Raw genomic sequence first — 26,375 nt, forward strand, 5'->3', positions numbered from 1 at the left:
ATCCGTACAGCAGAGCATCTGCTGTACGGATTTTTTGTTACTTAGGTAGTGGTTCGAACAAACTCGCTTCAATTTGACGAACGACATGTCCGAGAACCGCAAGCGATTGATCGACCTCGAATCCTTGATCCAAGGAATGATTGGCTCCTTCCATGACATCAATCGTCAGTTGCGAGGTGCGACACGTTTCAAGTGCCACTTCATCATAAAACTTATCGGCTGTCCCGATGACGAGGAGTCCAGCTTGCGACGAGGTGGCGATTTGTTCGGCCACTTCAGTCAGGACGGGTGTTAAGAAGACAAAGCGTGCTGTCTGTAGATTCGGCTTTGCAAGTAATGCCGCTAAAGGAATCGTTCCTAGTGACTTCGCAATAAACTGGACGTTTTCGTATGTATGCGTCGCCAGCACTTCTGAGACGACAGCGTCGACCCGGCGTGTCATGCAAGCATTCGATTCAGCGTCTGACATCGAAAATAGCTCTTCTGTCACATAGTGAATACAGATGACATCGATGCCTCGAGCTAGTAGCGCCATCCGGCTGTAGTAAAAGTAAGGATGGTCGTATAGGTACGATGCTCCCGAGATCAAGAAGCAGACCTGTTTGGACCCCATTTGAAAATGATCATATGAAACGGTCGTCTGATCGACGACGATGGATGATTGTTCGATATGCATGAAATCCCTCCACGTTTTTTCTAGACTTTACCATTTCAAAAGTAGACTGTCATGTCTTTTTCGGCTCTCGCTTATAAACTAAAAAAGGCGATGCACCACATTTGGTCTCCGCCAATCCTATATCTTTATCCAATCGGAGCAAAAACGGACTGTTCGACTTGTTTTAATTCATAGAACGCCCCTTGTCGCGTCATCAATTCGGCATACGTTCCGACTTCGATGACTTGACCTTGATCCATGACGATGATTTGATCCATCGCTTCAAGACCTGCTAACCGGTGGCTAACAAGGACAAGTGTCGCGTCCGCTGCCCGTGCGAACAGTCGATCGAGAATCATCTGTTCCGTCAAAGCATCGACGGAAGACGTTGGTTCGTCAAGCAAGTAAAGCGACGCTTCCCGCAAAAGCACACGCGCAATTGCTAAGCGTTGTTTTTCTCCTCCAGACAAGTTCTCGCCTTTTTCAAATACACGATCGTTTAATTCGAACGTCGTTAATCCGACATCATCGAGCGCTTGACGCATCGCCTCGTCCGTCGCTGCTTCGTTCGCGAGCAATAGATTATCGCGAAGCGTTCCATAAAAGTAATGATTCTGTTGCAGGACGACATTTGCGTGTTGCCACAGTCCTTCCGGATCAACCGTCTGACTCTCTTGACCAGCAATCGTTAATCCGTCTGTCGGATACATCCGTAACATCAATTGAAGTAACGTGGATTTCCCGGAACCACTCGCCCCGACGATCGCCGTTTTCTTGCCGGCAGGAATCGAGACGGTGACGTCACGTAAGACCGGACGCGGTGCATCAGGGAAAGTGAACGTCAACGCATTCGTTTCAAAGGATGGTGCCTGATCGAGAACAAACGTGTCATAAGTTGGCTCTTCTTGCTCGGTCACGACTTCATCGAGTCGTTTCGCAGCATGGCGGCTATCTTCAAAGAAGCCTGGTAAAATCGCCATCGGTGCCGCATTCTCGAAGACCGTCAGTGATGTCATGACGAGTAAGGCAAGGAAGACACCTTCTAGTTGTCCACTCGCGACGAGATAGGCACCGACACCAAGAACGAGCCAAGAGATGATCAGCGTCACCATCGTATTCAAAGCCAGGTTCGAGACGGCATGTAATCCATTCCGTTTTTCTTCTTCGACATATCGTTTCGCGACGGCATTCAGGTCCTGTTCTTTTTGATCAAGTTGCTGGTAAATCTTTAAGTCACGATAGCCTTGGAACAACTCTGTCACTTCTGTTGACAGATCACCACGGCGGACACGAACCGAACGTGCGAAACGTTGTTCGCGGTACGCGAACCAACCCGGAATCAAGAAACCGGTCAGAATCAAACCAAGTAATAGAATCCCGGCAATCGTCCACGAGAAGAAACTGACGAAAAAGATCGTACAGAAGAAGACCAGCAACAAGACGATCGGTGGATAGAGGACACGTAAAAACGTATTTTGCAGACTCTCGACGTCCCCGACGATCCGGGCAAGTAAATCCCCACTCCGGTATTTGCCGAAAATTCCTGGCGCGAGCGGCTCGAGTCTCCGGTAGAACGACGTCCGGATATCACTGAGGATCGTAAACGTCGCCCGGTGCGAATAATAACGTTCCGCATATCGACTGGCGGCACGTGTCAGACTCGAGATTTTTTGTAGCGCAATCAGGACGGCAAGCGTCTGGATCGGTGGCAACAAGGCTGCCTTTGAAATCAGGTAACCACTTGCTGCGAATAAACCGACCGCTGTCACTCCGGTGAGGACACCGAAGAAGATTGACCAGGCGATATCGCGTTTTTGATGCACCATCAACCGAAAGACTCCTAGTAGTTCCTTCATCGTGTTTCCTCCCCTCTCTGGACGCTGCGCATCCGAGCATATTCCGAATCACGTCCAAGCAGTTCATCGTGAGTGCCACGATCGACGATTCGTCCGCCATCGAGGACGACGATTTGATCTGAGCGCTCGATCGTATGCAGGCGGTGTGCGACAGTAATGACTGTCGCTGCTTGTCCAAGCTGTTCGATCGCTTGTTGAAGCAATCGCTCCGTTTTGACGTCGAGTCCTGTCGTCGGTTCATCAAAGACGATGACGTTCGGTCGTTTCAAGAACGCGCGTGCCAACGCAACGCGCTGTTTCTCGCCACCTGATAGACCACGTCCACCTTCTCCGATTACCGTGTCGATCCCTTTAGGTAACGTCGCAATCAGCTCCTCGAGCCCTGCTGCCTGCGCCGCCTCAAAAATCTCTTCCGGCGTCGCTTGACGGAGTTCACCGATCGCGATGTTTTCTGCCAGCGTTCCGGCATACAGATACGGATGCTGCGAGATGTAGCTCAACTGACGGAACCAGCTCGCTTCCTCCACCTGACTGCGATTAATCCCGTCGAGCAGAATCCGTCCTTCTTTTGGATCCGCGAGTCCGGCAATCAACTGTAAGACAGTCGACTTACCGGCACCACTGCGACCGATCAACGCCACCTTTTGATACGGTTCAATCGCAAGTGTCACGTCTTGTAAGGCAAAGCGTCCTTCTTGATACGTAAAATCAACTTCATCCAAGACGATTCGTGGTGGACGGTTCATCGCAAGTTCTGATTGACCGAAGGCAACAGGACGATCGTCTGCTGTTAGTTCGACTGCGATCTGTTTCGCTGCCGCGACACTACCGCGTCCCGTATGGAAGGCAGCTCCCATCTCTTTTAAGGCAAGATAGTATTCTGGTGCCAACACGAGCATCAAGAACGCCGGGATGAAGGTAATGCTTTGGAACAAAATCAAGCGCAGACTGACTTCAAGTGCGATCATTCCCATGCTGAGCATCGAGATGAACTCAAGCATCAACGACGACAAGAAGGCGAGCTTCAAGACCGTTAACGTCGCATCCCGGAAATCAAGACTACTTTTTTCGATGACGTCACGTTGTCGTTTCGCACGACCAAATAACTTCAAGGTCGTCAGTCCTTGCAACGTATCAAGGAACGTTCCCGAGAATGCCGTCATCTTCTCGAGTTGAGCATCCGCCCGCTTTTGCGTCATGATGCCGATGATGATGTAGAACAACGGAATGAACGGTGCCGTGATCATCATGACGAGACCAGTGATCCAGTCATAGCTGAATGCCGCGATCAAGACCATCAAGGGAACGATCGTCGTCTGGACGACTTTCGGCAAGTACTGACTGTAGTAGCTGTCCATCTCGTCTACAGCGTCGAGCAAGACACTGACCTTCTGTCCCGCTTGCCCTTGTAGCATCATCTCGACCGAACGACCTGTGTATTTCGCGACGAGTGCTTCCCGAAGCGCCTGCTTCATGTGTGCCGATAACGTCGTACCGAGACGACCGTTCCAATACGTCACGATGACCCGGAGCAACAGCATCCCGAGGACGACGAGTAGTAACGGAATGACGGCTTCAAACGGTTGTTCCTTCAAGAAAATCCGATCGACCGTCAACACGATGCCGTACGATTGACCGACGACCGCAACCCCCATTAGGAAAGCTGCAATAATGAATTGAATGAGAATACTGCGTGGAATCTGGACGATTCCTTTTAATGGATTCATATACAAACGTCCTTTCACAAAGTGTGAACGACTTTTAGTGAATATTTTCACATATCGTACATTTAGTATACCGAATCCGGAACGGGGATGCCATGCAGATGCTGTCGAAAAGGTGTGACGGTTTTGTGAGAGCATAAAACTCGACAATTCTTTCGAATGAAACTATTATGGATATACATTATCCACGTTTAACGAAAGGGGACTTCTTATGCAAATGAAAACCGGGGTCGAGCAATCCGTCTACGCGATGTTGCTTTTGACCTTCCTTCCGGATCGCGCTGTGTTGCCCGGTGAATTCATCAGCCAGCAACTTGGTGCCTCGCCGACTTATTTCCAAAAGCTCTTACGAAAACTCGTCCAGGCGAATCTGTTGTATTCCGTACCGGGTGTCAAAGGCGGCTTTCGCTTACGACGTCCGGCAGACGAAATTCAAATCTTTGACATTTATCAAGCGATCGAGGGCAAGCAGACGTTGTATGCGTCAAGCGGTGTCTTTGAGGATTTGATGGGAATTCAGGAACAGGAAATCGGTCTACTCTCGAATCTGATGACAGAGGCGGAAGAGGCGTGGCAATCGACGTTGAAGCGCGAATCGATTGGCTCGATCCGTCAAGCAATCGACGCCTCCTGTCCACCGGAGCATTTAGAACGGTTGCATGCGTTAATCACAGACCGGATGATGACACTTTAATGAACAGAAAGAGGTTTTTACTATGGTATTGAATCGTTATTTCGACTTATTCGACGCGTCACGCACAGATGAACAAGCTTTTGAGGATCTCGTTTCCTTATTCACGACAGACATCACGTTCGTCCTGAACGGACAACCAAAGCACGGCATCGACGCCTGGAAACAGTTCGTCTGTCATGTGTTCACGGCGAATCAGGATATTAAGCATATGTATGCAGGCTGGGAAGAAACAACACCCGGAACGTATGAAACACGCTGGGCAGTTTGCGGAAAACGGGCAGACGGTAGTGTCTTCACGCAAGACGGAAAAGATATCGCACGTCTCGATGAAAACGGACGGATCGCTTACCTGGAGAACGTTCCAGATGATCCGACGATGTTCCGTTCATAAGATGGCTTTTAAATAACGAAAACCTGTGTTCCGCGCAAGCAGAACACAGGTTTTTTGGTATTTAGCGTTTCATTACGAGTCGTTTCAACAAATAGCCTGTGATGACAAGTAATGATGCAATGGCGAAATAGACCATGTAGACCAACAAGTCTGGCGCAAATCGTGACACGATGTACGTCAATCCGACGACAGCCGTATAGAGCAATAGAAATAGACTGATGTGCTTCAACTTCGACACTCCCCTTTGAATCCTTCCCTCTTCTTTACAGAAATGACTGGAAGATGTTTCAAAGGACTGTCGTTGCTTCGTTTTATAGATTCTTCGCTTTGAATGTATCTCCGCCTTCGATCGTGCCGTTATCAAAGCCTTTTTGGAACCAACGTTCTCGTTGCGCCGATGTGCCGTGGGTGAAACTCTCCGGTACGACATATCCTTGTCCCTTCTCTTGTAACGTATCATCCCCGACAGCATTCGCTGCCGTCAACGCTTCTTCAAGATCGCCTTCTTCGAGCAAGTTTTCGCCTTGCGCATGATGCGCCCAGACGCCGGCATAATAATCGGCCTGTAGTTCGAATCGAACGAGGTACTTGTTGAACTTCTCCTCACTCATTTGCTCTCGAAGGGGCATGATCTCATCCGACTTTCCGAGTAACGTCTGGACGTGGTGTCCGACCTCGTGCGCAATGACATAAGCCATCGCAAAATCGCCCGGTGCCCCGTACTTCGTCTGTAGTTCGTCATAAAAGCTTAAATCGATGTATAATTTCTGATCACCGGGACAATAAAAGGGACCGACGGACTTCCCTGCTTGTCCGCAAGCCGAACTGACTTGATCCGTATATAAGACGAGCTTCGGTTCTTTATAGGTCTTACCATCTTCTTTGAATTCCTTCGTCCAGACCCGTTCCGTATCCGCTAAAACGACGGAGACGAAGTCCGCTGCTTCTTTTTCCTGTGCTGTTTCTTCGTACGTCGTATTTTGCTGATCCTCACCGGTTAAGTCTCCGAGTAACTCAGCTGGATTACCGCCCATCAAGGTGATGACGATCAGCAGGATGATTCCGACACCACCACCGATGCCGGCGATTCCTTTCCCACCCATTCCTCGCCGATCCTCAACGTTTGAACTCCGTTCTCTTCCCTTCCATTTCATGCGCTTTCCTCCTACTCGTTTCGTTGTAGGTCTTTACCCGAAAGCATTCGTCCGTAACGCTCCGTCTTAGGATGGACGTTCCTTCTCGTATTCATTGCTAAAATAAGTACATCCATTTCTAGGAATATCGCCCTCCTGTAGAGAAGAGTGTCAGCACGGATTTTCGCAGAAAGGAGTTGTCCGATGCACTCGTTCCGTCAACACCTCAAGAACTTCATGCATACGTACCGTAAGGACATCCTTGTCCTATCTGGTATGTTTGTATTCATCCTAATTTATAGCTTTCCGTTGTTTCGTTCCGGTATGGTGACGTTTAGCGATCTATCCTTCGGACTGTCCTCCCATCGCTACTTAGAAGAAATTTATGGGGCTTGGAACAACCGCTGGAGCACGACGACGCTTCTGAATGTCGCACGATTGCTCTACATCCTACCGTTTTATGTACTCAGTCTATTGTTTGGCTCATCCGGTCCCGTCTTGATCAAGTCATTCATCATCGGACTGTTGACGATCTCTGCTTTATCGATGTTCGCTTTTACGAAACGGCTCCACTCGGTTTATGTCTCGAAGCACTTTTCTTATCTCTCACTGATTGCCTTTGCGATTGCCGCGTTGTTTTATGCCTTGAACCCGTGGGTGATTACGCGGATTCAACATATCTATTTATTATGTGGCTATTCCGTCTTCCCTTACGCTTTGATGTTGTTCTTCAACATCTTCGACCCGAAGTTTCGCGAACAGCTCGATCCTGGTTTCCGTTTGTCTGATCGATTGAGTCGACGGACATGGATTGATATCACCGGACTATCGATCGTCTTTGCCTTCATGGCGGCGGGGATCCATTATTTCTTTTTCTCGCTGATCTATATGGGAATCATGGTCGGACTCATTTTCCTAAAGACAAGTTGGACGCGTCGCAAAGAACGGATTTGGTCGTCGTTACTGTGGTTTTATGTTCGGGCGACTTGTGCGTTTGGTCTCGTTTTTCTACTATTCAATGGATATTGGTTCTTGATGTACGTCGGCTCGATCCTGACTGGATCACAAGCTTCACAACACAATATCAATGTCTCTGATACGTTGATGTTGTTCAGCCGACACTCGAGCTGGACGAACGTTTTATTTTTAACGAGCTACTGGTGGCCGATGTTTGATTTGACGACGTTACCGCTGACGTTTTGGATTGCTGGCGCGATTACACTTTTACTCATCTTGCTAGGAGCCGTCGTCGCGTATCGGCAACCGATCCATCTGTTCTTTAGTCTGCTTGCGATTCCGCTGATCGTCTTTGCGACCGGTACCCATGAACAAGTTGCCGATGCGTTCGTCCTGTTCGTGACGAAGACACCGTTGATTGGTGCGATGTTCCGCGATCCGAATAAGCTAGTTGGTCTCTTGATGGTCAGTTACAGCTTGTTGCTCGCCGTCGGATTAAATGCCGTCTTTATCCGTGCGTCCCGGACGATTCCACTGAAGTTGTACCGGGGCGTCTCGATCGTCGGAACACTGATCGTCGTCGCCTGTTTTTTCCTCCCTTACCGGACTGTCTATATGGAAGGTTTTTATCATCCGGTCAAGATGCCTAAGGAGTACACGGCTATCCAAGAAGAGGTCGATGGGAAGTGGTTGCAATTCCCGATTGCGGACGAGATGACGCAACCGAGTACCGGCATCGCGACGCCACGCTGGAATCAAAATCCACGAAAAGGTGGCGAGATCAAGGCAACGGGTGACGTGCAAGTCTATACGTCGGCACACGATACCGTCTTCCATCACGAAGGAGCGTCACCGACGATTGGTTACATGATGACGTTCATGCAATATCTACTCGACACCGGTCGCTCGGAACAAGCCGGACAGATTGCGAAAGCATTCGGACTGAAACAATTCGCTTATCGGGATGAGTACACGGGGATGAAGGACCGACAAGACTTCAATCTAAAGGTTCTACAGGAACAACGTGATCTCGTACAAACGAAACAAGTCGGCTTGTTCACCTTGTTCGACTTGATTGCACCGCTTGATACCCGAACCGTACCACAATTGATTTTGACCCCTTATGGACTCGAACGGTCAATCAGTTATCCGACACTGGCTGGCTATAATCTTGGTCGTCAATCGATTTTGTATGCGACACAGGCACATCAGGATAGCCTCTCCTGGATGAAAAAGGGTGATATCGTCGAGATGATCGAGGAAAACGACCTTGTTCTCAGCCAAGTGCCGGACGAATACTACTGGAAACCGTTCGATGCGATTGATTCAGCCAATGCCTTCCTGAACTGGGGTAAGACGTTTCTCGCCAACAATGATTGGCGCTGGTATTTACGGACGCAAGGGATGACGAATCCGTCGTTTGACCTCGATTTTGGAGACGGGATCGGTCTCTCGTTTGCTTCCGCCCGGATTGACGCGCCGGTCTACAAATTGGACGGATTAAAGGCAAAACAGGTCGCCTCCTTTAATTCGATGCTTGAGGATGAGACATTCTTCAAAGCCGATAACCCAGACATCGTCGACTTATCTCCGAATCCGATGTCAAAAGATAATAACCTGCCTGTCCTTCATGCGGAAGTCGCGGAAGGCGACCCGAAATACATCTGGCAAGTCGCGAAATCCGGTAAGCTGCCGGCACGACCGAATAACGCCTACCGCTTTGATATCACAGCGAGCGGTCGTGGGGTCGACCGGCTCCACGTCAAGGTCCGGTTCTTTGATGAGAAGGATCGCGAGCTGAATCAAACGTATGTCGTCGCTCCGCGTGATTCCGGTGATGTCGATGCGATTCACTTGCAAGGTGAATATGTCACACCACGAAACGCAAAAACGATGCGGATTGATCTACTCAGCTTCCAGCGTCCTGAACGGAAAACGTATTGGTGGGTCCATGATATTAAAATATTCAGCTATGAGGATTATATGATTCCGAACACGTTTACGATGACGAAAGACTTGCCAGCCGGTCGTTACGCTGGGTTTGCCCGTGTGCTGCTGAACCAAAAAGGTGGACAACTGGATCTAACCTTCAATAAACGAGGCGTCACGATTCCAACTCGACAACGATCCGGTGCTAAACTCGCTTGGGTTCCGCTCGGTTCGTTTACGACGCCGAGCGGTCCTGCGACGCTCAGTGTGACGAACACGGAAGGCTTTAATGCGATCCAAAATATCGTTCTGATTCCGGAAGAAAAGCTGACTGCTTTACGAAAACGCGTCGACGATACACTTGCCTTCACGAAGACCTTGATGGTACTCGAGGCAGAGACCGGATTCGATTACACCGGTCACTTGCAGTCGGAACGAAACTATCCTGGACTAAGCTTTGGGAAAGGAATCGCTGCGCAACGGGGACGTTTACAGCGTTCAATCGATATTCGCGAAGCGACTGACTATCAACTCCAATTGATGTTAACTCCGCCACCAGGAAACGATGGTCGGATCACTGTCAAAATTCGAGACGGAAAACAGGTCGTCTTCGAACGCGCCTTGTCTCGTTCTGATATTCTAAATGGTCAAAAACATCAACAGCAGATCGGTAATCAGACGGTGACGTACGATCCGCTACATTTAGCGTTCCCGTACCGGATGACGGAGTTGAGTGACGTCTACCAAGCGTTATACGATGTGAAGTTATCCGATATCCCACTCGAGAATGGACGCTATCAGCTAGAACTATCCTATGCGAGCAAGGTGCCGTCACTCGTCGATTGGAAGGATCTACACAAGTTCGATCCAAACGAGATCGTCACCGACAAAGCTCTCGCCGCACCGGAAGCGGCAGCGAATTGTGCGACGTGTGTCTCGATTACGGATGATATGTTCGACGCGAGTGAGACTGAAGATGGCTACACGATTGATTACGAGCCGACCTGCTCGTGCGATTGGTATATATATGCCTCGCAAAAAATGAAGGTAAAACCGGATCACGAATATTTGATTCAGTTCGACGCTGTCAGCAAGAACGTCCGTCAACGACACCTCAAAGTGTATTACCTAGATAAAGATGATCGTGTCATCGGTACGGATTTCATCAATGAAGTCGAAGAAAAGAAAAAGAAGCAGTGGAACCATTACGAACAAATCGTCATTCCACCGAAGAAGACCGCCCGGATGCAACTGCATATCTGGACGCGCGGAAATGAGAAAAAGGCTGGGCAATTGCGTCTGAAGAATTTAGAAGTGTTACCGTACGATCAACTGATTCTAGTCGATCAACTCGTTCTCTCCGAGCAAAGCGGTACGCTGTTCGCAACAGAACCTGCCCGTGCGCTTGATGTCGATGCCTCACAGATGGGACGGGATATAAAAAGTGATGCACCACTCGGTCGCTTTACGGTCAATGATTCTCCAACACCGTTATTTAAGCTCCAGACAGATCAGGAAACGATGCGTGGTGACACGGCATTAAACGGCGTCAGTCAGTTATATCGTTCGAACGATAAGACGGCACATGTGACCGTCGTGCTGCGTCCGATTTATTACGCTGGACTGACCATTCTCGTCTTAGCGCTCCCACTTAGTATCTTGTTGATTTATTTCATGACAAGCAATCGTGGTCTGGCTGTGCAACAACGCCTATCGTCCGTGTTCAAGCAACGTCTTCCTCGTCTGAAACGAAACCAGAAATAGTGTATCGAAAAAGGACAATGGAGACCCCTCGGATCCCCATTGTCCTTTTCATTTGACCGGTACTTCGTCTTTCCGGTGGCGCTGATACAGGCTGACCATCGTCTTCAAGAACGCGACGGAATCCTTGACGAGATTGACATGCGATCCTTCGCGCTCGATGCAGGTCACGGGCTGTTGGTAGACCCGTAAGCGTTCTTTTTTCGCTGCATACATCAGCTCTAAATCAATTGCGAGACCACTCTCGACGTGTAGATAAGGCAACAGACGATGGACGACCCGTCGGTTGATGATCTTCAGACCGGTCTGCGAATCGGTCACCCCTTTTGGTAAGAAGAACCGTGTCAGATTTCGTTTTCCGAAGCTCATGAAACGCCGGACGGCTCCTCGATCTTCAATCGTCAAATCCTTCGTCCCGACGACGATGTCATAATATCCTTCCTGGGCGATCGTCAACAGCCGTGCGATGTCCTCAATCCGAAACGAGTTATCCGCATCGACGAAGACATAATAATCACTCGAGACGTTTTTCATTCCCTCGATGAACAGACCGGCCTTCCGTGTATTTCGTTCGACCTGGTGTACTTCTAGATATCCGACCGTGAATAACGTATCGGTCGCTTCCATGACGATCGAGCGATACTCCTGTAAGAGTGCTTTCGATCGATCTGATGAAGCATCATCAAAGAAATTGATCGAAGCGTGGATGTAGTCTTCGCTGATGAAGGTCGCAAGCGACTCTAAAAAATCTTTTACATAATTAAAACGTTTCTCTTCGTTAAATATTGGCAATATAAAGGCTATAGTATCCTTTAAAATGGGATATTCAGGATGGATGATATGCTGGATTTCAGCAAACAATTCATTCGGATATGCTGGGCGATAAGAAAACAGACGAAGCATCCCGTCTCCTTGAACCGTATGATACGGGAAATCTCCCTTTAAACGAATCGCTTCTTTAATCAACAGGATTTTAGATCGTGGACGTACAGCTCGAATCTGATTGGCGATCGCAATCTCCTCTTCACGCGTTTTATAGTCGACGACGTACAACAGAATCTCGTGTTCTTCCGCTTCTTGAATTTCAGTGCTGGCGATTTGTTCGAACGAGGCAGGACATCTACCAGGTTGTGTATAAAACAAAACTGGATAATAGGAAATCAATGATTCGTATGGAATATGCCGAGAGTGATCGGTAAAAACAGCAATATGTCCTTGACTCATAAGTTTCATCCTTTCCGTAAAACAGCTCTGACTGATGGGAGGTGGCTCCATGACAAGTTTCATTCAGCGACATGCCGTCCTGTTGATTTTTCCGATTCTCGATGTAGCGTTAAACCTCGTGAACTATGCCTATCATTTACTATTAGCTCGTGAGCTTTCTAGTGCCGTCTACGGATTACTAAATGCTTATCTAGCTTTCTTAGGTCTTCTACTCATCATCGGTGGCGCTTTACAATGGACTGTAACCCGGGACTACAGTCAACAGAAGACAAATGATTATCAAAAGCTCCGTTTTCGTATACTGGTGGTTACAGGATTCTTATTACTTATTTTACTTTATGCATTACCTTATTTCCTGCCGTTTACCAAAATAAACCTACTAATTGTTTATTTCATCATCGTGTTTCATATCCTTCTGTCTTTTCGCCGTGGTGTCTTACAAGCGACTGAACGCTTCTATGCCCTGAACCTTTCTTATTACATCGAATCCGTCGTCAAAGTTTTAGCCACATGGCTTTTGATTCAACAAACGGATGTCAGCTATGCATTGTTGTTCATTTTGGCTGGCATGATCGCGTCCTATCTATTAAGTCTGATACAAGTCACGTTCCCGGTTAGTAGCGGACGTATTCATACGAACGGACTCGTCCATATGATCCATACACAGGTCGTCATGACACTATTTTTCACTCTCGATAGTCTTCTCGTCACCCGTTACTTCCCGCAATTAGCCGGAGATTATTCCGTTGCCTTACGGTTTGGTCAACTCCTGTTGTTCGTTGCGTTATCACTCGCCCAATTGTTGTTGCCACGCTTAAGTCAAAAAAGTCAGGACGAAGCCTTTCTTCTTTGGGAGCGTCGCTTTTACCGCATCTTGTTAGGTGGACTCGCTCTTGCAGTTTTGGTGTACTGGACGATTGTTCCTTACCTGATTCCGATTTTATTCGGGAGCGGCTACGACATGGCAACCCATTACATCAAGTATATGGTTTTCGTTTATGTTGGTATCACTTTGATTCAATACGAGGCACTCGTCCAGTTTTCCCTACATCGAACTGGTTACTTGAAAGGCTATTGGCTGATTCTGATTCTGTTCGTCCTTGTCTTGACGACGTTTCACTCGACCGTCGAGATTTGGTTGCTCGCACAAGCAGGTGTCTTTTTACTTGGCGCCCTGATCTTACGTTTCACCTTACCTCGGCACCCCGATCCCGTGAAGGAGGCATAACATGAAACCCCATCTACTTTTTTTATCTTGGCGCGATATCAAACACCCGAAAGCAGGTGGCGCAGAAGTGTTCACACACGAGATGCTCCGACGTGTTAGTGACGACTATGAGATTACCCATTTTTCTCCCGCATTCGAAGGCGGACACGATGTCGAGTATTTAGACGGAATCACTTATATCCGGAGAGGTAATGCACTCTCTGTCATTCCGCTCGCCTTTTCTTATTATCAGTCGCATGCTGCGACGATTGATTTAGTCGTCGACCAGATGAACACGCATCACTTTTTCACACCCTTGTATGTTCCATTAGCGAAACGTGCCCTCTTCATTCATCAACTGACACGTGAAATCTGGCAAATCAATGTTCGTCCTCCATTTTCATACGTCGGTGAATGGACGGAGACACCACGTCTGCAGCTGTACCGGACCGGTCGCGCGTTGACGGTCAGTCAATCCACGGCAGACGACCTGCTTGCTGTTGGCTTCTCCAAGGACGACGTGACGATTCTCCCGGAAGGTCTCTCCTTTACCCCATGGAACGAAGAAGACTGGAAGCCAAAAGAAGTACATCCGACTTTTTTATACGCTGGACGGATGTCTGCCTATAAAGGAATCAATGATGCACTCCAAGCTTTCGTCATCGTCAAACGGGAGTACCCTGACGCTCGTTTCTGGGTCATTGGAAAAAAAGACGAGGCGTATATCACCGAGCACCTTCATCCAATCGTCCCGGAAGAGATGCGTGACGCCATCACCTATTTCGGATTCGTCAGTGAGGAAGAAAAGCTCGAACGGATGAGTCGCGCGACGGCGCTCCTGTTTCCTTCCAAACGAGAAGGTTGGGGTCTGACGGTCAGTGAAGCGGCAGCTGTCGGTACACCGACGATCGTCTATGACGCCCCTGGACTGCGTGACGCCGTCCAGTATGGCATGACTGGTTACATGGCCAAAAGTCAGACGCCGGGTGCACTCGCTGCCGAGATGCGGGCCTGCTTACGTGACTCGGAAGAATACGAAATGATTCAAGCAGCCGGTCATCGTTTCGCTCAGACCTTACACTGGGATCATACAGGTCAAGCGTTTCGAAACTGGTTGCAACGCGAATTAATACCCATCGCACTAAAGGAGGATTTTTCATGATTGGAATCGCTATGTCCACATACGAAAATGAAGCAATCATCATGGAAACGATCCGCTCCCTTCAGGCACAACAGGCTTCTTTCCTTTGTGTCATCGCGGATGATGGTTCGACCGATTCGACCGTCGCGACGATGCGTCAATTGACCGCAAATGATACGCGATTCGAATTGCTCGCGCTACCGCACGGTGAACGAGGTATCGCCCGCAAGACTGCGATTGATCGCTTAAAGCAACACGATGTCGAATTCCTCTATATCATTGATTCCGATATGGTACTTGAAGAGCAGTTATTGAAAAGCTGCCTCTTGTATCTCGAGGCACATGTAGAGGTCGGAGCACTCGTCATTCCCGAACGCGCGTACAGTGATTATGACAATTACTTCAGTCAAGTGAAGGTCTTTGAGCGTAACCTATTCAACATTCCGACGGATCAACTCGACACGCATACGATGGAAGCCGCTCGCTTCTGGCGACTCGAGGCGTACGTCGCTTCGGGCGAGATTGATCCGACGCAAATCAGTTTCGAAGAGACGCAGCCGACGATCCGTTATTTAGAACAAGGCGGAATCATTCGCCGTGCGACGTTCACTTACGTACACCACAACGAAAAGCAGGTCGAATTAAATGACCTGCTTCGAAAGAAACGCTATTACTTTGATGTCATGCCTGCGACGCTCGACGCAGAACAGGGTGGCTTCATGAAGGCCTTACGACGTTGGTATTTCTTCCGTCCTGTTCTCTATCATCAGGCTAACTTAAGGAAATACAGCCGTCATCCGCTGTTGACCGCTGGTGTCATCTACATGTACTTGCGTCTTAGCTTCATTGGTGTAGAGTCCCTCTTCTTCAAACGGGTTTCGTAAGACTGCCGGTCAGCGATTGATAGAGGATGTACGTTCCGAACTGTGTCGGAAATTCGAAGCGATGAATACCGTTCTGGTCTTCTAGAATCTGTTCATGATGATCAATCGTTAGGGCACGTTGACTAACGATTGATCCATCTTCGTAAAAGAGACAATACGGACGATTTGAATTGATTAACACATCGGTAAAATGTTGCCCCAGATTCCTTTTACGTTGTTTCGTTTCCACGACCTCATCTCCGATGCGCGTCATGATACTAAGAACTCGATCGTCAATTTTCAACGGTTTCGTCATCATCCGACTGACGTTTCCTGCGTTCACAGCTGCCAGCAACGTATGGACTTGCATATAGTCCGTCAAGACGATTTGTTTCGTTAACGGCGCCTGTTGTTTAGCAGCACGCAACAGCTCGACACCATCCATTTCTGGAAGTCGAAGTTCCGTCAGTAAGACATCAACGTCGGAATTGCTGAGTTGTTCCAATGCCTCTTCTCCTGATCCTGCTTCTTGTACGTCTTGTCCCGCTGCCAGTAGTTTACGACGTAAAATCCGTCGTGTCGGTTCATGTGAGTCAACTAATAGATAAAGTGCCATATGCTATCGCCTCCGTTTTAAAAAGAAAGGATGGTCGTCAATGTATATTCTTTTACTATCAGGTGGATCCGGAAAACGGCTTTGGCCGCTCTCGAACGATTTGAACTCGAAACAGTTCTTAAAAATCCTGGAAGATCGCGATGGCAATAAACAATCGATGATGGAACGCGTCTTTCAGCAGCTTCAGGAAGTCGGTCTGGACGACCGGACTGTCATTACGACGACGAGTTCACAAGTCGATGCAATCGAAAATCAGCTAGGCTTCCGTACTTCCATCATTCAAGAACCGTCACGTCGCGATACGTTCCCTGCGATCATGCTTGCGACAAGTTATCTCGCAGAACGAATTGATTTAGAAGAGACGATCATCATCATGCCGGTCGATCCTTACGTTGAACTATCGTTCTTTGAACGCTTCGAGCAACTGGACCAAGCCGTCCAAGAACATCCGGATGCACTTCATTTAATGGGGGTCGAGCCGTTACATCCGACATCAAAATATGGCTATATCATTCCGCAGACTTCCGAAAATGTGTCCATCGTCGATCGCTTCCAAGAGAAGCCGACTGTTGAAGTCGCGAGTGACTTAATCGAACAAGGTGCACTATGGAACTGTGGTGTCTTTGCCTGTCGCCTTGACTTCTTGATGCAGTGTCTAGAAGAACAAGCAGTGCCGACGACATTCGAGGCGCTCCACTCGAACTATGATGCATTAGAAAAGACGTCATTTGATTATGCGGTTGTTGAAAAGACCGATTCTTTATTCGTTCATCGGTATGATGGTTACTGGAAAGATCTCGGAACATGGAATACATTAACGGAGGAGATGCCGCATCCGCTTCATGGAAACGCCCGGATGCTCCATTCGAAAAATACGCATATCGTCAATGAATTACAGGTTCCGGTCCTTGGAATCGGACTTGATAACTTAATCGTGTCGGTGAGTCCAGATGGTGTCCTCGTTGCGTCCAAAGACGAGACACCTGCCTTAAAGGAATATTTGACGGATGACACTTTGCCACCACAATTTGAATGGAAACGCTGGGGCTATGCGACGATTTTACATCAACAGCAACTAGAGGACGGGCGTTATGCCGTGACCCGACGGCTGCATATCAAGGCGCATCAACAAATTAGTCATCATTATCATGCGCATACCGACTCGACATGGAGCATCTTACAAGGTCGCGCTGAGGCACTGATCGATGGTCAGTCACAGCAACTCGGACCAACTTCTGTCGTGCATATCCCACAAGGTATTCCGCATACGCTGACCACACTAGAAGATTTGATCATGATTGAAATTAAATACTCGATCGATTGGACGGAGCAAGATAACTATCCGCTCCCAACCTCGATTCGTTCCAAACCATGATGTTAGAAAGGGCACCTCCTATCGGTGCCCTTTCGTCTGCTCTAATCTAAAAACACTTCACTCGTCACGAATGTGACGGATCCCGCTATTTCGTAATCTCCCGCTCGACGCGGTACAAAGAATTGTTTTCCTTTCTGTAAGGGAATCACGCGATTCCCTTGCCGCGCTTCTCCTTTACCTTCGATGACAGTCAACAAACGAAAGACTGGATGATCATGTAATGTATATCGACCGATCACTTCATGACGGATCACCGTAAAGGAAGGTACTTGAAGCAACTTCGTCATTACACCCCCTTCCTTGATGATCGTCTCTGGTTGGTTCGTCCACGGCTCATCTGGAATCGTCGTGACAGCGATTGCCTTCTCAACGTGCAATTCTCTCGGTTTCCCGTCATCTCCTAATCTGTCGTAATCATATAGTCGATACGTTCGATCGCTCATCTGTTGAATCTCAAGAAGAACGATGCCTGGTCCTAGAGCGTGGATCGTACCACTCGGAATGTAATAGAATTCGCCAGGTTTAACTTTTTGATGCCGAAGTGACGTCTCCCAGTCCTTTTCTTGAGCGCACCGAAACAGGGCATCTCGTGATTGTAGATTGTGACCAAGAATGATTTCTGCCTCTGGTGCAGCCTCTAAGATATACCAGCACTCATTCTTGCCGTATGGTTCTCCTTCTAGCCGTCGTGCCTCCTCATCGTTCGGATGGACTTGAACGGATAAGTAGGCGGACGAGTCCAGAAATTTTACATGAAGCGGAAAGGCATCCAGCAGATAATCACCGAATAATTCTGTCCGTTTCGTTTGCCATAATTCATCTAGCGTCTTCCCCTGATCAGGTCCATCTAAGAAGTACGTCCGCCCACTCGCGTGAGCAGATGCTGTCCAACATTCTCCAATTTGTCCTTCTGGTAACTCAAACTGAAACAACGCCTCTAAACGTCGACCGCCCCAAATTCGTTCTTTGAAAATTGGTTGAATGGCATACATATCGACGCGGACTCCCGATAGACTAGGAGCGACGCTTCACCTCCATCTATACGTTTGGTTACCTCTTTATACCCATTTTTATGTCTATATTATCCAAATAAAACAGATTGAATCATAAAAAAACCAACTCTTAGTGCATCACTAGGAGTTGGTTTTCGTACAGTTTGCTAGCTCTTTTATTGTTCGAGATAATCGATGATCGTCTGCGGATCCACGCGTTTCGTATAATCCGATGATACTTCTGCGAAACGAATCACACCATCCGTATCAATGATGAACGTCGCCGGTTTCGGTAACTGCCAATCCTCATTTCCATTGTGCTTCGCTACATCGAGTCCCGATGCTTTGTAAATCTCAATCAAATAAGCTGGCAGGTCAAACACGAGATCAAATTGACGGGATACATGTAAATCAACGTCACTTAAGACAGGGAAACTTAACGCATTCTTGTTTGCTGTCTGTTCAGCAAAATCAGGTGTCTCTGGACTGATCGCAACGACGGTCGCTCCCAGCGCACGAATACGATCGATTTCCCGTTCATACGCGCGAAGTTCGAGATTGCAGTACGGACACCAGCCACCCCGGTAGAATGTTAAGATGACAGGACCTTGCTCGAGTAATGTCTCGATCGCCACAGGCTTGCCGGATACATCGGGTAACGTAAAGTGTGGAATCGTATCACCGACATCTAAACCTTTAGCAATACCAGAAGCAGCGAGTTCAGCTGTCGCTTCCGCCATCAACCGTTGTTTCTCAGCAGGTGCCTTTTGTCGGAATTCCGATTGATACTGTTTGATTTCTTCGAGTAATCGTGTCATGTGTTCTCCCCCTTTATTGCTGTATAGAATAACAGGGAGATTACTCGTTTGTCTCTTCTGACGACTCTTCTGCCTTCTTCCGGAATCGTTTCACGAACCCCATCAGTTGTTCCGGTGTCAGCTCAAGCTTATTCTCATAGACATATTTTGTTCCATATCCGAGTGCAAGGGTGGCGGTCGAAGCAACGCCCGCGGCAATGACGGCACCATACCCCGGAACGAGCTTCGCCATTTGCCGAAAGGCGGTTTTTCCGGAGTTTCCGACGATCGTCACGACAAGCAACTCCTTCGCACTCTCCTTGGATAACTGTCGTTCGTACAGATTCGATAACTTGAGCATCAAGCCGATTTGAATTGAAGTCAATGGAATGATATCAGCTCCCGGGAACGGGACGGCACCAATCGCACCTGCGGCTGTTCCGGCACCCACAATCCAGTTGTTGGCGATCTTCCCACGAACGGTCGGATCCATCTGGCGAACGAACACATTATCCTTGTCGAACTTTTTTAAGATATCGAGGACCTCCCGGCGGAGCCGATCGATGTTCGTTCCTTCTCGTGCTGATACGGGAATGATTTTGGGTCCTGGTAGTTTTTCTGCAATATGCTGGACGATCGTGTCGACATCATCCGTCGCATCCATCTTCGTGACGACGATCAAGACATTTTGGTTATGTTGATAGATTTTTCGAAAGTTCTTCGTCTCCGTCTCAGATAAGACAGTACCTGCCGCATTTAAAAAGTAAAGGATGACATCGGCACTTTGATAGTACGTCCACGTCGCTTCCGAGTTCTGTGTATTGGCATCATTCAATCCTGGTGTATCGACGAAGATGACTTTATCTTCCGGATGCTGCCTTACTTGATCAATCCGGACCGTTTCACCCGGGCGCGCCCCGACCGTTGCGACTTCACGACCAAGAATCGCGTTCAAAGTCGAAGATTTTCCCGCATTGACATCTCCGATCAAGGCAACCGTCACGTCCTGCTCCAGCGATTGATTGAAATCTCGTCGCTCCGATTCAAACGACTGATCAAAGATTTCCTCCAGTTTGCGTTTCCGCTTTTGCTGATTGGTCTCAAGTCCTTCACCAAAAAAATCATCCATTGTGATCCCTCCCCCTTCTTCTGCTGTCTGTCTTTTCCCGTTATCTCTTGCTTTCAACACAAAGAAGGCAAGGGAACATTGTGTCCACTTGCCGAATTTTAGAGATATGTGCTGCGTCGCTCAAGCAATACCGTATCGCGCCATCTGCCTCCGAGCCGACCAATTCGCTCCCGGCGACCGACTTCGCGAAAATCAAATCGTTCATGAAGGTGTAGACTCGCTTGATTTTCCGGAAAGACTTGCGATTGTAAGGTCCAGATCCCGGCTGCTTCACTTGCTTGAATGACATCTTCCATCAAGCGTGTGCCGACACCTTTACCGCGTGCTTCTTCCGCGATATAGAGGCTGATTTCAGCGACACCGGCGTATGCCGGAATCGAAGAGAATGGACTTAACGCGACCCAGCCGAGCAGTTGCTCGTCTTCCATCGCAACGAGGCGGCTGTGTGCGTGGTGATGCTTCGTCCATTCTTCGTACGGTAATGCTTCCGTGCGAAACGTCGCGTTCTCCATCTTTATTCCTTGTTCGTAGATCCGGACGACTTCTGGATAATCCGATTCTTTCATTAGTCGAATGTGCATGGTGTCTCCTCTATTCGTTCATCATCTCATCAAGTTTTATACTTCTAATCGCACCGCCATTTCCCGACCGAATCGATCCCCGTGATCGATGAAGCCGAGACTTGCATACAGACGGTGTGCCGCCTGATTATCCGGCCGATAGCCGACGACGATTCGTTTCGCTGCAGGTAACACGCGCATCTCGTCAATTACGGCTTGCATCGCCAATCGTCCGATTCCGTTCCCTTGCTGCGCTTGATCGATCATGATGCGGTAAATCCAGTAGCCGTTGAGTTCTTCTAGCTCCGTGTTGTACATCACAAAACCAACGACGGCTTCACCTGCAATGATCGCCCGAAGGACAAGGCTAGGTTCGAACTTCGCTTGCGCGATCGAGTAGACATTCGCTTCCATGAAGTCTTGCTGTTCTGCTGTCAGTGTCAGCTCACAACACGCTTCCCAGTTTTCTGCTGTTACCGGTACAAGTTGAATCATGTTCATTTCCCCTTTTAGTTAGACGGGAGTTCCCTCCAGCGTCTGTTGATCACATCGTTGCACAGTGATCGCCCCCTTTCCTTCTCTCTCCTATCGGTTGGTTTAATTCATTGTTGAAGAACTGCTGCGTTTTCAAGCACCGCAGGTAGTTCGGCTAACGACGTAATCGTAAACGTCGGCTTGATATCCGTCGCTGATTTTCCTTCTGGATTAAACCAACATGTTGCGATACCGGCTTGATTGCCACCTGCGATATCAGCTGACAAGGAATCCCCGACGATGATCGTTCGCGCTGGGTCGAATTGCGGAATTCGCGCAAACACATGATTGAAGAATCCTGCCATCGGCTTTTGAAAACCCGTCTCCTCTGAAACGAAAATCCCTTCAAAGAAGTCCGTTAATTCGGCGCCCTCGAGCCGTGCGCGTTGCGTCTTCGAGATACCATTCGTGACGACGTACATCGTGACGTTTCCTGCTAGCTGCTCAAGCAGCGCCGTCGCACCCGGAATCAATTCTGTTCCTTGTGCGAGATAGCCGCGATACGTTTCGTCAACTTCTCGTCCGTCGACCGTCCGTCCTTCTTCCGCGAAGAACGTCACGAACCGTGAGTGAATGACTTCCTCGCGTGTCACCTCACCTCGTTCGAGTGCTTTCCAAAGCGCTTGATTGAGTGTTTTATAGCGCGCTTCTCGCTCCGGTGTCCACTGCAAATCTTGTTGCTCGAGCAGGCGGCGAAAGGCAATCCGTTCCGTCGCTTCAAAATCGAGTAATGTATGGTCAATATCGAATAATACCGTCGTGTAAAACATAGTCAAGCTCCTTTTCGTACGTGTTGTACAGTCGTTGTTTTGCCACCTAGTTGAAATAATAGCACGCCACCACCAATCAATAGCACGCCGAGTGCTTTCGTCCACGTAAACGGAACGGTCTGTAAACCAAACCAGCCGAGCGTATCCCAGAGTAAGGCAAACAGGATTTGTGATACCATGACGATCGAAATCGCTCGACTCGGTCCGAGTTGTTGAACGCCTTGCGTCACACAGAGGACGACACCGACACCAATGATCCCGCTGAACCAAAACCAGGTTTGTGCCTCTTTTAGTGCAAACAGTTGTGATCCTTCGACGATCAAACCAATCGTCAGTGAAGCGAGGAACCCGAGTCCAAGGACTAACGTTGTCGTCGCCCAAGCGCCGACGTGTTCTTTGACTTTTGCGTTAAACGTATTTTGAATACAGACGAGCATGCCCCCACAAAGGGCAAGAATGATTCCTGTAACCATATCACACCTCTTTCATTCGTAAATGCTTTCTCCAACGCGCTCCATCAATCCGTCTCGATCAATGATTTCAATCGTATGCTGCGTCCGGCGAATCAACCCATCATCGACGAACTGGCGTAAGACACGATTGACATGACGATAACTCGTCCCGATCAAATCTGCCGCATCGACGAGTTCCTTACTCGCAAAAGCATCCGTATTAGGTGTCATCGACAGCAAATAACTGGCGAGCCGAACTTCAACCGGGTACAACAGATTGAAGCTGAGCGTATGCGATTTTAATTCAAACTTTTTCGTGATCGTCTCGAGTAAAAATAATAAAAAGGCAGAATGATGGACACGTGCTTCTTCCAAATCCGGATAGGCAATGCGTAAGACGGTCACTGGTGTCACTGCCTCGACCGTGTTCATCAAATCAATCTTTCGGACGAACTCAATATCACCGACGAGATCAAACGGATGCTTGAAGGACAACACGAGACGTTTCCCCGTTGCCGACATATGCGTGATCTTCAATTTCCCTTCGACGAGCAGGTAGAGTTCATGCGCAACATCGCCTTGTCGGCATAAAGCCTCACCCGGTGCGAACGTCTGGATGTGCATCGCCTTGCGTAGTGATGCATCAAAGACATGCATTAACTGATACCGTTCCAAATAGGTCACAATGTCCGTCACTTCTTCTCCTCCTTAGCTCTTTAAGATGAAGATGCCTGCTACCATCATCAAGATGCCGATGATCTGCGGACCCCGCAGTCGACGTTTCATGACGCCGAACCAGCCTCTTCCGTCAATCCAGAGTGCCAGCGCTAATTGCGCCAATAAAAAGAGCGAAATCGTCAAAGTCACGCCCATCCGGTGGACAGCCGTCATGTTGCTGAATAATATGATCGCCGCAAAGGCTCCCCCTGCCAGATAGAGTGGTTTGACACATCGCATCGCTGAAAAACTGCGATCCCGTAAGACGATTGCTAAAAGGATCGCAACGATGAACCCAGTCATCTGAGTGATCGTCGCCGCTTGCCACGTCCCGATCGTTTGACTGATCCGGGCATTGGCGACACTTTGGAGCGTCAAGAAAAAGCCACCAGCAATCGCAAATAAGACACCACGCATGTGCATACTCCTCTCTTGTTCCATGATACTTTCATTTAACGAGAGTCCTTCTGATTTGAACAGGACATTTGTCCTGAGATGTGAATAAGTTCATGCTTCATGATAACTGAAAAAAATTCATACAAAGCCAAATGCATCAAAAAAAAAGCGATTCTTCTCAGCAAGAGAACAATCGCTTTTGGTGTAAATGATTTATGCTTCTTCTTCCAATCGTTTAATTGCTTCATCTAGTTGTTCCTGATCCTCTTCCGACAACTTCGGATATTGCGGATCAATTTCTTTCAGGACCTCATTCATGACTTCAGTAACGATATAACGCGAATACCATTCGTCATCTGCCGGCAAGATGTACCACGGTGCATACGATGTCGACGTCGCCGAGACAAGCTCAGCAAAAATCTCATGGTATTCGTCCCAGTGCTTGCGTTCTTCAATATCACTGAACGAGAATTCGAAGTTTTTCGTTGGATCCTTCAGACGAGTCAACAATCGTTGCCGTTGCTCCTCTTTTGAGACGTGGAACAAAAACTTGACGACCCGGAAGCCGTTCTCGACGAGATAGCGTTCAAAGTCATTGATTTGGCGATAGCGCATCTGCCACACATCCCCGTCATCCGGCTTTTCTTCCTCCTCGAGCAAATCATGGATTCGTGGCGCAATGACTTCCTCATAATAGGAGCGGTTCAAGATACCGACTTCCCCTTTTTCCGGTAGTCCTTCGTGGATCCGCCATAGATAGTCATGTTTTTGCTCCGTATCCGACGGTTTTTTGACGGAAATCGTCCGGAGTCCTTGTGCGTTCAAGTTAGAAAAGATGTAGCTGATTGCCTCATCCTTCCCCGCTGCATCAATCGCTTGCAGGATGACGAGGACGCCGTTCTTCTCTTCGGCATGTAAACGCCAGTGTAACTCTTGTAACGTCTCGACACTTTTCGGAATCCGCTTCTCTCGCAATTCCGCTTCCGAAATCTCATGTTTTTCTGATGTCGGGTAATTCGAAAACGAGACTTGCTCGCCTTCCTTGACACGATAGGATGACAGTTTCATGGTAGGGCTCCTCCTTTAATTGCTTCTAAAGGGGATTTACCCTACTCGTTCATCCTGAAAACGTTCAGATGAACTTATCTTTTCAAAAGGAGACGGACTCCCTCTTCTAGCGTCGTCACAGGACGACCGAGTAATTGTTTAAAATCAGTACTTTCCACCGCAAGGGTTCCGGCTGCGATATCTGCCTGGATACCCGTCAACATTGGAATCAAGAAGTCAGGTAAGCCAGCTGCTTGCATCCGCTCGCCATAGGTCGCGCTATCTACTTCATCTACAGCGACCAATCGGTTAAGTACTGTTCCGACTGCATTCGCGAGTTCTGCTTGTGTATGCAACGGACCTGATAGTTCATAGATCGCTTTTGGATGCTCGAGCGTCAGTCCCATCGCAATCGCTAGCGCATACTCCTCTTGTAACGCCCATCCGACTTTGCCTTCACCTGCTGCTGTTAACCAGTCTGCACCTTGTGCGACGGCATCCATCGTTCCGAGTTCATTTTCGAGATACCAGTTGTTGCGGAAAAAGACATACGGGATACCTGTCGCTTGAATCGCTTCTTCTGTGACCCGATGTGTTCGCGCAAGTCCGTTCGTGCTCTGTGCCGCATTGGCGATACTCGTATAACCGATCAGCTTGACGCCTGCCGCTTGTGCTGCCGTGACAGCGGCTTGATGTTGCCGGATCCGTGTTGCTTCTTCACCGTCCGTCGAGATGATCAGCAGACGATCGATGCCTTGAAACGCGTGTCCGAGTGTTTCCGGCTGATCGAAATCACCATGCCGGACGTCGATTCCTTGCGCTGCAAGCGACGCTGCTTTTTCAACGTCACGGACACTAACCGCTACATGTTCGTTGCCGACTTGTTCACTGAGATGTTGCACGATGCGCGCACCTAATTTTCCGGTTGCGCCTGTAATTAACCATTTCATGATGAAACCACTCCTTTAAAGTTTGATGTTGTTCTTCATGATACGCCAGGTGATACACTAAAAAAAGTAGGCACTTATCTGAAACTAGGTCCCTCAAAACGAACCAATGGGAGAGGATGAACGTGGCTGTATTCGATTCAACGACCAATCAACGGACGGCTTGCCCGGTCACTCGGGTCCAACAGATGGTCGCTGGCAAATGGAAGATCATCTTGCTGTGGCACCTGACACACGGGACGCATCGTTTTCATGAACTGCAACAATTAACAGGTATCTCTAAAGGAACATTAACGCGTCAGCTTCGCGAGCTCGCGGCGGATGGTTTGATTCAACGACACGTCTTTGGCGAAGTTCCTCCTCGCGTTGAATATTCACTGACGGATGCCGGACATAGTTTTTTACCGATTCTTGACCAAATGGCAGCTTGGAGTGAGCAACACTTCCAGGGGGAATGATCGTGAGTAACAAAAAAACATGCGCTTCTTCTCGATTCAGAAAAGAAGTG

Annotated in this window: 26 protein-coding genes; 8 read left to right on the forward strand and 18 right to left on the reverse strand. The window is 48.5% G+C overall.

Features of this window, described 5'->3' with window-relative positions; genetic code table 11:
• Nucleotides 1-37 precede the first annotated feature (37 nt).
• The 3 genes from EXG77_RS15175 to cydD all read right to left on the reverse strand — a co-directional run bounded on the left by EXG77_RS15175 (nt 38) and on the right by cydD (nt 4,238).
• Complete coding sequence (locus tag EXG77_RS15175) at nt 38-676, reverse strand: hypothetical protein (protein ID WP_035399278.1); 639 nt, start codon at nt 674-676, stop codon at nt 38-40.
• Between the two features lie 125 nt (nt 677-801).
• Entirely contained in the window at nt 802-2,511 is a 1,710-nt protein-coding gene (cydC, locus tag EXG77_RS15180) for a thiol reductant ABC exporter subunit CydC (RefSeq protein WP_035399280.1), read from the reverse strand.
• Entirely contained in the window at nt 2,508-4,238 is a 1,731-nt protein-coding gene (cydD, locus tag EXG77_RS15185; protein WP_035399282.1) for a thiol reductant ABC exporter subunit CydD, read from the reverse strand. The genes cydC and cydD overlap by 4 nt, the downstream gene beginning before the upstream one ends.
• 208 nt (nt 4,239-4,446) lie before the next feature.
• On the opposite strand from cydD, the gene EXG77_RS15190 reads away from it, so the two are divergent.
• Together EXG77_RS15190 and EXG77_RS15195 are read left to right on the forward strand one after the other, a co-directional pair.
• The gene (locus EXG77_RS15190) at nt 4,447-4,929 is read left to right on the forward strand and encodes an Rrf2 family transcriptional regulator (protein ID WP_035399284.1); all 483 of its coding nucleotides are present in this window, start codon (nt 4,447-4,449) and stop codon (nt 4,927-4,929) included.
• 22 nt (nt 4,930-4,951) lie between these two features.
• A complete protein-coding gene (locus EXG77_RS15195; RefSeq protein WP_035399286.1) occupies nt 4,952-5,320 on the forward strand; it encodes a nuclear transport factor 2 family protein in 369 nt (122 codons plus the stop codon).
• Nucleotides 5,321-5,381: 61 nt separating this feature from the next.
• On the opposite strand, the gene EXG77_RS16360 is transcribed toward EXG77_RS15195, so the two are convergent.
• Nucleotides 5,382-5,549 carry a hypothetical protein gene (locus tag EXG77_RS16360; RefSeq protein ID WP_023466709.1) on the reverse strand — a complete coding sequence of 56 codons (168 nt, stop codon included), beginning with the start codon at nt 5,547-5,549 and terminating at the stop codon, nt 5,382-5,384.
• Between the two features lie 82 nt (nt 5,550-5,631).
• A complete protein-coding gene (locus EXG77_RS15200) occupies nt 5,632-6,474 on the reverse strand; it encodes a neutral zinc metallopeptidase (RefSeq protein WP_023466707.1) in 843 nt (280 codons plus the stop codon).
• A 183-nt stretch (nt 6,475-6,657) separates the two neighbouring features.
• On the opposite strand from EXG77_RS15200, the gene EXG77_RS15205 reads away from it, so the two are divergent.
• Complete coding sequence (locus EXG77_RS15205; RefSeq protein WP_052017227.1) at nt 6,658-11,103, forward strand: MFS transporter; 4,446 nt, start codon at nt 6,658-6,660, stop codon at nt 11,101-11,103.
• A gap of 48 nt (nt 11,104-11,151) precedes the next feature.
• On the opposite strand, the gene EXG77_RS15210 is transcribed toward EXG77_RS15205, so the two are convergent.
• On the reverse strand, nt 11,152-12,324 hold the full coding sequence (locus EXG77_RS15210; RefSeq protein WP_035399288.1) for a glycosyltransferase: 1,173 nt from the start codon (nt 12,322-12,324) through the stop codon (nt 11,152-11,154).
• Between the two features lie 49 nt (nt 12,325-12,373).
• Between EXG77_RS15210 and EXG77_RS15215 the strand changes: the two genes are divergently transcribed.
• From EXG77_RS15215 to EXG77_RS15225, 3 genes are read left to right on the forward strand one after another with little or no spacing between them, the layout of a single operon-like run.
• Nucleotides 12,374-13,552, forward strand: coding sequence for a hypothetical protein (locus EXG77_RS15215; RefSeq protein WP_035399290.1), 1,179 nt, complete (start codon nt 12,374-12,376; stop codon nt 13,550-13,552).
• A gap of 1 nt (nt 13,553) precedes the next feature.
• Nucleotides 13,554-14,693, forward strand: a complete 1,140-nt coding sequence (locus EXG77_RS15220; protein ID WP_035399292.1) for a glycosyltransferase family 4 protein — start codon at nt 13,554-13,556, stop codon at nt 14,691-14,693.
• On the forward strand, nt 14,690-15,556 hold the full coding sequence (locus EXG77_RS15225; RefSeq protein ID WP_035399294.1) for a glycosyltransferase: 867 nt from the start codon (nt 14,690-14,692) through the stop codon (nt 15,554-15,556). The genes EXG77_RS15220 and EXG77_RS15225 overlap by 4 nt, the downstream gene beginning before the upstream one ends.
• Here the strand turns inward: EXG77_RS15225 and EXG77_RS15230 are convergent.
• Nucleotides 15,540-16,151, reverse strand: coding sequence for a response regulator (locus tag EXG77_RS15230; RefSeq protein WP_023466698.1), 612 nt, complete (start codon nt 16,149-16,151; stop codon nt 15,540-15,542). The two genes, EXG77_RS15225 and EXG77_RS15230, sit on opposite strands and share 17 nt — an antisense overlap.
• 40 nt (nt 16,152-16,191) lie before the next feature.
• Between EXG77_RS15230 and EXG77_RS15235 the strand changes: the two genes are divergently transcribed.
• The gene (locus EXG77_RS15235) at nt 16,192-17,526 is read left to right on the forward strand and encodes a sugar phosphate nucleotidyltransferase (RefSeq protein WP_052017228.1); all 1,335 of its coding nucleotides are present in this window, start codon (nt 16,192-16,194) and stop codon (nt 17,524-17,526) included.
• Between the two features lie 41 nt (nt 17,527-17,567).
• On the opposite strand, the gene manA is transcribed toward EXG77_RS15235, so the two are convergent.
• The 11 genes from manA to EXG77_RS15290 all read right to left on the reverse strand — a co-directional run bounded on the left by manA (nt 17,568) and on the right by EXG77_RS15290 (nt 25,870).
• On the reverse strand, nt 17,568-18,518 hold the full coding sequence (gene manA / locus EXG77_RS15240) for a mannose-6-phosphate isomerase, class I (RefSeq protein WP_023466696.1): 951 nt from the start codon (nt 18,516-18,518) through the stop codon (nt 17,568-17,570).
• Nucleotides 18,519-18,694: 176 nt separating this feature from the next.
• Complete coding sequence (locus tag EXG77_RS15245) at nt 18,695-19,336, reverse strand: peroxiredoxin-like family protein (protein WP_035399296.1); 642 nt, start codon at nt 19,334-19,336, stop codon at nt 18,695-18,697.
• 40 nt (nt 19,337-19,376) lie between these two features.
• Entirely contained in the window at nt 19,377-20,444 is a 1,068-nt protein-coding gene (locus EXG77_RS15250; RefSeq protein WP_035399298.1) for a YcjF family protein, read from the reverse strand.
• 98 nt (nt 20,445-20,542) lie between these two features.
• Nucleotides 20,543-21,010, reverse strand: coding sequence for a GNAT family N-acetyltransferase (locus EXG77_RS15255; protein ID WP_238987963.1), 468 nt, complete (start codon nt 21,008-21,010; stop codon nt 20,543-20,545).
• Nucleotides 21,011-21,061: 51 nt separating this feature from the next.
• Nucleotides 21,062-21,499: a GNAT family N-acetyltransferase gene (locus EXG77_RS15260; RefSeq protein WP_081637454.1), complete on the reverse strand. Its 438-nt coding sequence runs from the start codon at nt 21,497-21,499 to the stop codon at nt 21,062-21,064.
• A gap of 107 nt (nt 21,500-21,606) precedes the next feature.
• A complete protein-coding gene (locus EXG77_RS15265) occupies nt 21,607-22,308 on the reverse strand; it encodes a YjjG family noncanonical pyrimidine nucleotidase (protein ID WP_035399304.1) in 702 nt (233 codons plus the stop codon).
• A gap of 2 nt (nt 22,309-22,310) precedes the next feature.
• Nucleotides 22,311-22,781 carry a DMT family transporter gene (locus EXG77_RS15270; RefSeq protein ID WP_023466690.1) on the reverse strand — a complete coding sequence of 157 codons (471 nt, stop codon included), beginning with the start codon at nt 22,779-22,781 and terminating at the stop codon, nt 22,311-22,313.
• A 12-nt stretch (nt 22,782-22,793) separates the two neighbouring features.
• Nucleotides 22,794-23,456: a Crp/Fnr family transcriptional regulator gene (locus EXG77_RS15275; RefSeq protein WP_035399306.1), complete on the reverse strand. Its 663-nt coding sequence runs from the start codon at nt 23,454-23,456 to the stop codon at nt 22,794-22,796.
• Nucleotides 23,457-23,468: 12 nt separating this feature from the next.
• Complete coding sequence (locus EXG77_RS15280; protein ID WP_035399308.1) at nt 23,469-23,894, reverse strand: DMT family transporter; 426 nt, start codon at nt 23,892-23,894, stop codon at nt 23,469-23,471.
• A 192-nt stretch (nt 23,895-24,086) separates the two neighbouring features.
• Nucleotides 24,087-24,941: a PPK2 family polyphosphate kinase gene (locus EXG77_RS15285; protein WP_023466684.1), complete on the reverse strand. Its 855-nt coding sequence runs from the start codon at nt 24,939-24,941 to the stop codon at nt 24,087-24,089.
• A 74-nt stretch (nt 24,942-25,015) separates the two neighbouring features.
• Nucleotides 25,016-25,870: an NAD(P)H-binding protein gene (locus tag EXG77_RS15290; protein WP_035399310.1), complete on the reverse strand. Its 855-nt coding sequence runs from the start codon at nt 25,868-25,870 to the stop codon at nt 25,016-25,018.
• 122 nt (nt 25,871-25,992) lie between these two features.
• Here EXG77_RS15290 and EXG77_RS15295 point away from each other — a divergent pair, with 122 nt between their 5' ends.
• The gene (locus EXG77_RS15295; RefSeq protein WP_238987964.1) at nt 25,993-26,325 is read left to right on the forward strand and encodes a helix-turn-helix domain-containing protein; all 333 of its coding nucleotides are present in this window, start codon (nt 25,993-25,995) and stop codon (nt 26,323-26,325) included.
• Nucleotides 26,326-26,375 lie beyond the last annotated feature (50 nt).

Source organism: Exiguobacterium sp. OS-77 (genome assembly GCF_000414195.2).
Lineage (GTDB): Bacteria > Bacillota > Bacilli > Exiguobacteriales > Exiguobacteriaceae > Exiguobacterium_A > Exiguobacterium_A indicum.

What these genes read in the sequence shown, in the direction of transcription:
- EXG77_RS15205 (WP_052017227.1), top strand. Translation starts at nt 6,658, where the DNA reads ATGCACTCGTTCCGTCAACACCTCAAGAACTTCATGCATACGTACCGT.
- EXG77_RS15230 (WP_023466698.1), bottom strand. Translation starts at nt 16,151, where the DNA reads ATGGCACTTTATCTATTAGTTGACTCACATGAACCGACACGACGGATT.
- EXG77_RS15215 (WP_035399290.1), top strand. Translation starts at nt 12,374, where the DNA reads ATGACAAGTTTCATTCAGCGACATGCCGTCCTGTTGATTTTTCCGATT.
- EXG77_RS15190 (WP_035399284.1), top strand. Translation starts at nt 4,447, where the DNA reads ATGCAAATGAAAACCGGGGTCGAGCAATCCGTCTACGCGATGTTGCTT.
- EXG77_RS15220 (WP_035399292.1), top strand. Translation starts at nt 13,554, where the DNA reads ATGAAACCCCATCTACTTTTTTTATCTTGGCGCGATATCAAACACCCG.
- EXG77_RS15280 (WP_035399308.1), bottom strand. Translation starts at nt 23,894, where the DNA reads ATGCGTGGTGTCTTATTTGCGATTGCTGGTGGCTTTTTCTTGACGCTC.
- EXG77_RS15265 (WP_035399304.1), bottom strand. Translation starts at nt 22,308, where the DNA reads ATGTTTTACACGACGGTATTATTCGATATTGACCATACATTACTCGAT.
- EXG77_RS15285 (WP_023466684.1), bottom strand. Translation starts at nt 24,941, where the DNA reads ATGAAACTGTCATCCTATCGTGTCAAGGAAGGCGAGCAAGTCTCGTTT.
- manA (WP_023466696.1), bottom strand. Translation starts at nt 18,518, where the DNA reads ATGTATGCCATTCAACCAATTTTCAAAGAACGAATTTGGGGCGGTCGA.
- EXG77_RS15255 (WP_238987963.1), bottom strand. Translation starts at nt 21,010, where the DNA reads ATGAAAGAATCGGATTATCCAGAAGTCGTCCGGATCTACGAACAAGGA.
- EXG77_RS15175 (WP_035399278.1), bottom strand. Translation starts at nt 676, where the DNA reads ATGCATATCGAACAATCATCCATCGTCGTCGATCAGACGACCGTTTCA.
- EXG77_RS15200 (WP_023466707.1), bottom strand. Translation starts at nt 6,474, where the DNA reads ATGAAATGGAAGGGAAGAGAACGGAGTTCAAACGTTGAGGATCGGCGA.
- cydC (WP_035399280.1), bottom strand. Translation starts at nt 2,511, where the DNA reads ATGAAGGAACTACTAGGAGTCTTTCGGTTGATGGTGCATCAAAAACGC.
- EXG77_RS15225 (WP_035399294.1), top strand. Translation starts at nt 14,690, where the DNA reads ATGATTGGAATCGCTATGTCCACATACGAAAATGAAGCAATCATCATG.
- EXG77_RS15210 (WP_035399288.1), bottom strand. Translation starts at nt 12,324, where the DNA reads ATGAGTCAAGGACATATTGCTGTTTTTACCGATCACTCTCGGCATATT.
- EXG77_RS15270 (WP_023466690.1), bottom strand. Translation starts at nt 22,781, where the DNA reads ATGGTTACAGGAATCATTCTTGCCCTTTGTGGGGGCATGCTCGTCTGT.
- cydD (WP_035399282.1), bottom strand. Translation starts at nt 4,238, where the DNA reads ATGAATCCATTAAAAGGAATCGTCCAGATTCCACGCAGTATTCTCATT.
- EXG77_RS15235 (WP_052017228.1), top strand. Translation starts at nt 16,192, where the DNA reads ATGTATATTCTTTTACTATCAGGTGGATCCGGAAAACGGCTTTGGCCG.
- EXG77_RS15195 (WP_035399286.1), top strand. Translation starts at nt 4,952, where the DNA reads ATGGTATTGAATCGTTATTTCGACTTATTCGACGCGTCACGCACAGAT.
- EXG77_RS15250 (WP_035399298.1), bottom strand. Translation starts at nt 20,444, where the DNA reads ATGGATGATTTTTTTGGTGAAGGACTTGAGACCAATCAGCAAAAGCGG.
- EXG77_RS15245 (WP_035399296.1), bottom strand. Translation starts at nt 19,336, where the DNA reads ATGACACGATTACTCGAAGAAATCAAACAGTATCAATCGGAATTCCGA.
- EXG77_RS15260 (WP_081637454.1), bottom strand. Translation starts at nt 21,499, where the DNA reads ATGATTCAACTTGTACCGGTAACAGCAGAAAACTGGGAAGCGTGTTGT.
- EXG77_RS15290 (WP_035399310.1), bottom strand. Translation starts at nt 25,870, where the DNA reads ATGAAATGGTTAATTACAGGCGCAACCGGAAAATTAGGTGCGCGCATC.